At 38.0% G+C, this 8,418-nt stretch carries 10 protein-coding genes; 2 read left to right on the top strand and 8 right to left on the bottom strand.

Going from position 1 to position 8,418, the window contains the following annotated elements:
* From CL42_RS16850 to CL42_RS14975, 8 genes are all read right to left on the bottom strand, one after another.
* On the bottom strand, positions 1-123 hold a 123-nt coding region (locus CL42_RS16850), incomplete at its 3' end, for a helix-turn-helix domain-containing protein (RefSeq protein WP_155757021.1).
* A gap of 231 nt (positions 124-354) precedes the next feature.
* Positions 355-1,344 (bottom strand): copper resistance protein B, encoded by a 990-nt coding sequence (locus tag CL42_RS14945; protein WP_035270370.1) that lies wholly within the window; start codon positions 1,342-1,344, stop codon positions 355-357.
* Positions 1,331-3,142, bottom strand: a complete 1,812-nt coding sequence (locus CL42_RS14950) for a copper resistance system multicopper oxidase (protein ID WP_034583971.1) — start codon at positions 3,140-3,142, stop codon at positions 1,331-1,333. The genes CL42_RS14945 and CL42_RS14950 overlap by 14 nt, the downstream gene beginning before the upstream one ends.
* 47 nt (positions 3,143-3,189) lie before the next feature.
* Positions 3,190-3,537, bottom strand: coding sequence for a hypothetical protein (locus CL42_RS14955; protein WP_035270391.1), 348 nt, complete (start codon positions 3,535-3,537; stop codon positions 3,190-3,192).
* A 261-nt stretch (positions 3,538-3,798) separates the two neighbouring features.
* Positions 3,799-4,134 (bottom strand): type II toxin-antitoxin system HicB family antitoxin, encoded by a 336-nt coding sequence (locus tag CL42_RS14960; protein WP_035270373.1) that lies wholly within the window; start codon positions 4,132-4,134, stop codon positions 3,799-3,801.
* On the bottom strand, positions 4,131-4,379 hold the full coding sequence (locus CL42_RS14965; RefSeq protein WP_035270376.1) for a type II toxin-antitoxin system HicA family toxin: 249 nt from the start codon (positions 4,377-4,379) through the stop codon (positions 4,131-4,133). Before CL42_RS14965 ends, CL42_RS14960 begins: the two co-directional genes overlap by 4 nt.
* Before the next feature lie 105 nt (positions 4,380-4,484).
* Positions 4,485-5,012, bottom strand: a complete 528-nt coding sequence (locus CL42_RS14970) for a plasmid pRiA4b ORF-3 family protein (RefSeq protein WP_035270379.1) — start codon at positions 5,010-5,012, stop codon at positions 4,485-4,487.
* Positions 5,013-5,204: 192 nt separating this feature from the next.
* Entirely contained in the window at positions 5,205-6,530 is a 1,326-nt protein-coding gene (locus CL42_RS14975; protein ID WP_081403311.1) for an ISNCY family transposase, read from the bottom strand.
* 294 nt (positions 6,531-6,824) lie between these two features.
* Here CL42_RS14975 and CL42_RS17600 point away from each other — a divergent pair, with 294 nt between their 5' ends.
* Positions 6,825-7,022, top strand: coding sequence for a hypothetical protein (locus CL42_RS17600; RefSeq protein WP_035270385.1), 198 nt, complete (start codon positions 6,825-6,827; stop codon positions 7,020-7,022).
* A 142-nt stretch (positions 7,023-7,164) separates the two neighbouring features.
* The gene (gene chrA, locus CL42_RS14985; protein WP_035270388.1) at positions 7,165-8,358 is read left to right on the top strand and encodes a chromate efflux transporter; all 1,194 of its coding nucleotides are present in this window, start codon (positions 7,165-7,167) and stop codon (positions 8,356-8,358) included.
* Positions 8,359-8,418 lie beyond the last annotated feature (60 nt).

Genomic DNA, 8,418 nt, shown 5'->3' on the forward strand with positions numbered 1-8,418 from the left:
TTGCAATAAACGTCTGATCTGACGTTCTGAAATATGAAGTAGCTGAGCAGCCTGGGATTGAGTTATGCGTTGATCGCAGATTTCCTGCAAGACCGACAATCGTTTAAGTTCTTTATCCGACATAGACACCAACATATCAAACCGTCCGCTAACGAAATTGCAAAAGTGCATATTCTAAAAGCGGACATTTTTACTTTGGAGAAACCGGACATTTCTATTTTGGAGTTACAAGTCGACTTCTCATAACAGCCATTATGTTAAATAGTAGGAAGCAAAATAAGTTAACATTTTGCTTCCGACCGCATCGAGCTAGAGTTTTATTTAAATGAAGCTATTTAGTAATCATTAGATTAATTAAAATCTAAATCTAACACCAGCTCCATATAACCAACCTTTCTCAGAGTTTGATTCTATTTGCCACGACGTTTCATCATTACCTTTTGAATACTCATAGGCAATGTCGATATACGGCATGATCTTTTTACTGATTTCATAGCGAGTTTCAAGCCCTGCGGTTGCAGTGCTTAAACCAGTTTTTTTCGCATATTTAGAGTCATCACTAAAGATCGCATCCAACTCTAAATAAGTTTGAATAATCAACTTTTGGGTAATCAGAAAATCACGTTCCGTTTCTAGACTAAAGCCCGCATAACTGTCTTCTCCTGCATAGAGATAAGCATCAGTTTCAAAGAAATATGGTGCCATACCATGTAAGCCAATCACTGCATCAACATTTTCTTCGGTGTCTTTGCGATGATCATCGAGTTCAACTTTTTCACTGCGATAACGTGCACCAATCTGTGCATCCCAAAAGTCTGAAATCATACGGCTATATAAAAGTTTGGCATCATAATGTGCATCATGCGATTCTTCTTTATCGGCATGAACTTTAATAAAAACCTTATTTTCATCTGTGCCAATACGGGTTTCAAACTCTGACTTTAAACCGCCTGTGCCATCTTCATTGACAAACCACTTATTATCCACCGTCGTAATCGCATAAATTTGCGCACCGTGTTCTGAGCGATGATCATAATGCGAACTCTGCTGAGTATTCGCATCTGGTACATGATGTAAATGATTAACCGTAGATGTTGCCTGATGTTGTGCATGATTCATCTGACCATGGTTCATTTTCCCCATCATCTGCATGTGTTGTGCATGCTCTTGTGGAGAATGCTGTGAATGATCCATCTCAGACATCGCTTGATGATTCATTGATGGTACATTTTTTCCATCAGTCTGAGCAGTTGAATGATGCCCTTCGTGCGCCAAACTTAAGCTTGTTAAACTCAATACCGCAACAGAAAAAAACGCTTTAAATACAAAATTAGTGATGTGCATGTCCAGCTCCTTTTTGCTCAGTTACTTGGTGAGTTTGAGTCGAATTTGTACCTTGAATTGGCGTTGTAGACACTTGTTCATCGCTAACATTTGCTACGATCAACTTGTTCATCATTCCTGCACTCATGTGATACAACAAATGACAATGGATTGCCCATTCACCCAATTCATCCGCAGTTAATAAAGCCGTAACTGTTTTACCCGGTGGTACGATCAATGTGTGTTTATTTGGCATATCTACCGACTCTTGACCATTCTCCAACTGCATAAACATACCGTGTAAATGCATCGGGTGCGCCATCATACTGTCATTAATAAATTTGATACGGATACGCTCGCCATACTTCACTTTTAATGGCTCAGCATCGCTGAATTTTTTACCGTTAATCGTCCAAATATAACGCTCCATAGTACCGCCCAAACGCACGACCAATTCACTGCTGGCTTCACGAGTATCTTTTTGCGGTTCTAAAGATTTTAAATCACTATATTGCAAGGCTTTATTGCCCGCAGGTGTAGATGCATTTGCCCAACCATAAACCACTTGATCATTTTCTTGTGGTTTTGCTGTGCCATGCTGTGAATGATCCATTTTCGAGTGATCCATGCCTTGCATATCGCCATGGTTCATTTTTGAATGATCCATTTTCGAGTGATCCATGCCTTGCATATTGCCGTGGTTCATTTTCGAATGATCCATTCCTGCATGATCACCGCCACCATGTCCCATATCTTCCATGGTCAAAAGTGAGCGTGGACGTGGTGCAGGCATATGAATGCCATGTGTCATAGGATTTAATTCATTGTGCAGTGTACCAATCGCATAGCCTGCACGGTCAATTGACTCAGCTTCAATTTGATAATGTCCGCCTTTGGGCTCCACAATCACATCATAAGTTTCAGCTGTGCCAATACGAAACTCATCCACAGCAACAGGTTTTACAGGCTGACCATCAGCACTGACCACAGTCATTTTCAAGTTAGGAATACGGACATCGTAGAAAGACATCGCAGATGCATTCACAAAACGTAGGCGAATTTTTTCATTCGGTTTAAACATTCCTGTCCAATTTTGTTCAGGTGTTTTGCCATTAATGAGGAAGGTATAACCTGTAACATCCGACATGTCGGTTTTTAGCATACGCATCTGATTCCACATTTTGCGGTCAGACCATGTCGCTTTTATGCCATCACGTTTAACCTGCTTCCAAACATCACCCAAGGTTTCACGCTGATCTTGATAATATTCAGCTGAAATTTTAAGATCTTTCTGAATTTGATCACTGGTTTTTTCATGAAAATCTGACAACATCACCACATAGTCACGTTCAGCTTTTTCATGTGCTGCCAATGGTGTTTTACCTTTTGGATAAATCACAAAAGAACCATATAAGCCGTCCTGTTCCTGTCCTTTAGAATGAGCGTGATACCAATAAGTCCCGCTTTGGCGAATCTTGAATTTATAAACATACTCGCTTTGAGGCTTAATACCGTTAAAACCATTAAATCCCGGTACACCATCCATAATGCCCGGCAACAACAGTCCGTGCCAATGAATAGAAGAATCTTGGTTTTTTAAATTATTTTTCACGCGAATGATGGCTTCATCACCCTCTTCAAACTCAAGCAAAGGCGCAGGAAATTGACCATTTACGGTAATGCGCTTTACAGGCTTTCCAGTTGGACTGACCACTGCTTCATCAATAACAAGCTGATATTCACGCACTTCGGCAAAAACCAAAGGCGACGATGCAAAACAAATACCTGCTAATAGGTACGAACTAATTTTATGAGACATAACTTAACCTTAATTTTTGAAAAATAAATAAATTTTAAAAAAATTGGTTAAGCTTTAGGGGGACGTAAAATTTCTTGCCAATACCCATTTAGATATTGGTTGGGGTAATAAAAATTAGGCTGATCTATAGAATAGAAGGTATCTAGGGGATCTAGCGAGCTTTGCAAAGAATGAAGACATGAGATCTGTGTCTGGCAGGATAAGCTAGAACATTCCTGACACTTTTTGTGATCTATATTCTGATTAAGAGCTAAATGATTATGGCAATCGGTATTCGTCTGTACTTCGTGATTAATACCATGTTGAGTGACTTGCTGTGCTTGATCTAAACAATGATCTTGGCTCATTTCAGTTTGCATATTGATATGCATTATCTTTACTGATGCAACAGACACACTACTCCATCCTATGGCAAAAACCATAAGAAAACAAAACCAAAGTTTTTTGGAGAGATGAGTCAACACGAATGCTATCTAGGAATAGAATTTAATCCAAAATATCTTAACGGAATTTCAAATATTTACAACTCAATATAATTTAGTAGTTTCTCTAAAATTAACATAATACACCTTATGCGAAATCAAAAAAGGGAGCTGTAAGCTCCCTTTTTTACTAATTTTTTTCAATTTTTAGATGTCAATCTAGGCTTCAATAAATTAAGCACCTAAACGCATTAATTTCTCTTGAATCGCATCGCTTACAAAAGCATTAAGAGAATTATCACTTGATGCTAAAACAGCTTTACGGTGTAACTCAGGACTAATACGGACATTAAATGTACCTTTGAATGGCTGATCGGGTTTTTTACCTAATTCAGCACAAGACTCTAAATATCCATCGACAGATTCCTGAAAAGCTTGTTCAAGAGTTTTTAATGTTTCTGCTTCATAAGTGATGAGATCACGGATAAATGCAAGCTTTCCAAATAACTCACCTGTTTCAAGATCAGGTTCAATTGTACCTAGATAACCTTTGTATTTTAAATAGCTCATAAAAATCCCTCCTGCTTGAGTGCCTGTTTTACAGATTTCAAAGCCCCACCTTTGATTTCATTTTCAGGGTGTGGCCTGTGCAGTAAAATCATGTGTTCAGTTTTCGTATTAAAAAAACGGACACGAGAGCCTACCATTTCAAATTTTTCATAGCCGAGCTGATTCAGTAAAACGACTAAATCTTTATACGGAAATGTATTTTTTGAATTTCCAAATTTTTCCAGTAACTTTTCCGTTTTACCCATACTTCAGCCCTACTGCTATTGCAACTAAGTATAGTTACTTTTAAATAATAATTGCAACTATATTTAGTTGCAATTCCGTATAACAGCCCTTATGTTAAATCAGGTTTAAAACTTAATATCATGTGAATTAAAGTAGGTCGGATCAAACTCTATCTCTCCTATTTCATCCTCGATAATTTGCATGTAATCGTCATATCTTGGATGTTTGGGGTCTTGTAATGCATCTAAAATATCAAGATATCCAAAAATTCCTCCAATATCTTCAAATGGAGCATGATTTTGACCATCTATACAACATGGATATTTTTTATTTAAATCAGGAGATTGTCTGCTTTCTACAGTAATCAAATGTTCCCAACAATCGCCAAAATCATATGTATATATAATTTTTTTACCTACACGTAGAACTTCTTTCAATTTTTGTCTTTTATTGATCTTTTCATGCTTAATAGTCGTGAATTCATGTAAATGGCTATCTTCCCAATCAAAAGCAGATTGAATTGCCTTATGGAGCCTAGTTAAAGTAGCTGCCGATGAAATTTGAATAGTTCTCCAGATTTCAGGATCACTACCTAGCAGACTAATTTTTAATTGAAAAACTTCATCAGAAGATTTGAGCTTTACAGTTCCCATAACAGCCTAGTTCTCAAAAAATAGTTTTAGTAAATCTAAAATTAACATAATACACCTTATGCGAAATTAGAAAAATGAGTTTATTGCACTGATATTTATCTGTTTTTTAAATTTTAGACCTGGGTTGGTGCCCAGGTTTTTTTTGTTATTCCTAAGTAGAAATGTCCTACCTAATAACCAAATAGAAATGTCCTATACAGACATTTCCAAGTCAAGCACAGGATTCAGATTTCGTTCTTTGATTACTGTTTTCTGTGCACGTCTGCTTGGCATCTTTTGAGAACGATTGCGTTTATTTTGTTGTTCTAGTTCTTCATGCTGCTGTTGAATATGGGCTAATACAGAACCCAAACGTTTATTCTCAACAATCTCTCGCTGGTTGAGCTGACTTAATTTATCGAAGATGCTGTAATTGATTTTTCTTCCCTGATATTCAATCGCGACTGTACTATCCGGGTATTCCAGAAACTCAAGATACTTGCCAATCAATCTTTGGTTTTCTTCCGTGTTTTCCAGGAGATATACGCATTTATCATAAGTGATCGTCAGGCTATTCGTGACTCTGCGGGGTTCACGCCAGGTAAAAATATCATCTAATTCTTCGGCTGTTTCAGTGACAGTCCGGTGTAGATCCTTGGGATTAAAGGCCATCTTGGCAAACTTCTGATTGAACTGCTCAATGAAGCAGGGTAGCCAGGCATTGGCTTCGGCAATCGAACTGATGCCTTCCAGACGCATTTCTTTGATCAGACGGTCCTGAAGCGTTCTATTGGCTCGTTCTACACGGCCTTTGGCCTGTGGTGAATTAGCGAAGATAATATCGATATTCAGGGTGTTGAGTACACGTCCAAACTGGGTAATCTTGGTGTCTTTCTTGCTGCTTTGATTCACTCTAAAGACTGAATGTTTGTCGCTGTAAAACGCTAAAGGCTTACCGTGCTGTTCGACATATAAGCGTGTTGAAATCATATAGTCAAAGGTTGATTCTGACTCACAGAAGCGTAAATGCTGCAATTTTCCTGTAGCATCATCGATAAACACCAGCAGACAGCATTTAGCAGCGCGTCCTTCAAACCAGTCATGGTGTGAGCCATCGATTTGGATCAGTTCACCATAACAGTCCCGGTTATAACGAGGCTGATACGGGCGTTTCAGACGCTTGGCGCGAGGAATCCATAAATCGGCAGCAATCATCCAGGAACGCAGTGTTTCCACTGAAATATCAAAGCCATGAACGGTGGTGAGCTTTTCATGCGCTAAAGTGGGTCCGAAACCATGCAGTTGATCAGAAACAATATTGAGGCACTTGAGTCTGAGCTCTTCAGGAAGCCTGGAATTGCTGATTTGACCACGACCGGCATGGGCTAATGCAGCTGGGCCTTGAGCTTTGTATTTTTGCAATAAACGTCTGATCTGACGCTCTGAAATATGCAGTAGCTGAGCAGCTTGGGACTGGGTTATGCGTTGATCACAGATTTCCTGCAAGACCGACAATCGTTTAAGTTCTTTATCCGACATAGACACCAACATATCAAACCGTCCGCTAAGAAAATTGCAAAAGTGCATATTCTAAAAGCGGACATTTTTACTTTGGAGAAACCGGACATTTCTACTTTGGGCTTACATGCTAATTTCGTATAACCGCCATTATGTTAAATGGCCGGGTATTTAGATGAATAATAATGCTTTCAATTGGGTAAAGCTTGCAGAATCCTGCTGAATTTGTAATCCTTGCGCCCAAGGGTGTCTAGCTAAGCTGAGGCAGGTGTTTGTTGTAGTCGGGCCGCTACAATATTGATAAAGAGCGCCTGTATGTTTAATTTCAAGATTTTTAATAAAGTCTCTACGGAAGTATTGACGATAAAAAATGACCTCGAGCTTAATTCCGAAATCCAATTAATTAATAAGTATAAAACTGCTCATTGTGAGAACTATCGAAAAGCAATTATTTTGATCTTTAAAGAACGTGGTTACACTAGAGCAGAAATAAGCCAATTATTCGAGACTTAAGCTCAAATGCTTTTCAATATTTCATATTTAAGTAACTACAATCATATTAAAATCTAAGACATAGATCGTTATCTTTTTCAGAATCAATAACGGTTAATCAATATTTTAGTGTTCCTTTTCTATTTCTTGATCCTAACTTTTTATGATTTCTAATACTTATAGTTTTTTTACTATTTTCCTGATTTTCTTGCGTCTCGGACTAACTTCTTTTGGAGGTCCAGCTGCTCATTTAGGATATTTTCGTGAAGAATTTGTGATACGCAGACAGTGGTTTAGTGATAGTAGCTATGCAGACTTAGTTGCTCTTTGTCAATTTTTGCCTGGGCCTGCTAGCAGTCAAGTGGGAATTGCTATTGGCTTTTATCGTTCAGGTTATATGGGAGCGTTAGCAGCATGGGTTGGTTTTACATTACCTTCGGCAATTGTTTTGATTCTATTTGCAGTAGGATTAACTTATTACGACAATAGTCAACTTGCAGGTGTATTAGAGGGCTTAAAAATAGTTGCAGTTGCAGTTGTAATACAAGCCCTCTGGGGAATGGCTCGTAGTCTTTGTCCAGATCCTCCTCGTATTACGATTATGGCTTTTACAGCTTGCTTCGTCCTTCTTATTCCGTCAATTTGGGGACAAGTATTAGCAATTATTATTTCAGGGATGATTGGATTACTAGTATTTAAGCAAAATACTGTAATAACTCATAATTCATTACCTGTATCTATAACGACACGGGCTGGATGGTCTTGGTTAGCTATATTTTTCAGCTTATTAATTGGATTACCTTTCCTAAACGTTCTTTTTCCAAATCAAATAATTTCATTAATAGATGCTTTCTATCGTGCAGGATCTTTAGTTTTTGGAGGTGGGCATGTAGTTCTGCCTCTATTACAAAGTGAGATTGTTTCAACTGGATGGCTAAATAACGATACATTCCTAGCCGGATATAGTCTCGCTCAGGCAGTACCTGGTCCTCTATTCACATTTGCTGCATTTCTTGGTGCATCAATGGAAGGAAGCTTTTCGAATTGGGTAATAGGCTTAATTTGTCTATTAGCTATTTTTATACCGTCTTTTCTTTTAGTATTTGGAATTCTACCATTTTGGGAGCGTATGCGTAATAATACACATATGAGAGCTGCATTATATTCTATCAATGCTGCGGTGGTAGGAATCTTATTAGCAGCTCTTTATCAGCCAATATGGACAAGTAGTATTTATAAATCTCAAAATTTCTGTATGGCATTAATAGCGTTGATTGCTTTAATGTTTTGGAAACTGCCACCATGGTTCGTTGTATTAGCTGGTGGAATTCTAGGGGGATTATTAACTTATATTTAAAATATAAATAGTTAAAATCTCTAAAATTAACATAATACACCTTATACGAAATGCGTTTGT

This window comes from Acinetobacter sp. Ver3 (genome assembly GCF_000632455.1).
Taxonomy (GTDB): Bacteria; Pseudomonadota; Gammaproteobacteria; order Pseudomonadales; family Moraxellaceae; genus Acinetobacter.

What these genes read in the sequence shown, in the direction of transcription:
- CL42_RS14965 (WP_035270376.1), bottom strand. Translation starts at nt 4,379, where the DNA reads ATGGGTAAAACGGAAAAGTTACTGGAAAAATTTGGAAATTCAAAAAAT.
- chrA (WP_035270388.1), top strand. Translation starts at nt 7,165, where the DNA reads ATGATTTCTAATACTTATAGTTTTTTTACTATTTTCCTGATTTTCTTG.
- CL42_RS14950 (WP_034583971.1), bottom strand. Translation starts at nt 3,142, where the DNA reads ATGTCTCATAAAATTAGTTCGTACCTATTAGCAGGTATTTGTTTTGCA.
- CL42_RS14945 (WP_035270370.1), bottom strand. Translation starts at nt 1,344, where the DNA reads ATGCACATCACTAATTTTGTATTTAAAGCGTTTTTTTCTGTTGCGGTA.
- CL42_RS14975 (WP_081403311.1), bottom strand. Translation starts at nt 6,530, where the DNA reads ATGTCGGATAAAGAACTTAAACGATTGTCGGTCTTGCAGGAAATCTGT.
- CL42_RS17600 (WP_035270385.1), top strand. Translation starts at nt 6,825, where the DNA reads ATGTTTAATTTCAAGATTTTTAATAAAGTCTCTACGGAAGTATTGACG.
- CL42_RS14970 (WP_035270379.1), bottom strand. Translation starts at nt 5,012, where the DNA reads ATGGGAACTGTAAAGCTCAAATCTTCTGATGAAGTTTTTCAATTAAAA.
- CL42_RS14960 (WP_035270373.1), bottom strand. Translation starts at nt 4,134, where the DNA reads ATGAGCTATTTAAAATACAAAGGTTATCTAGGTACAATTGAACCTGAT.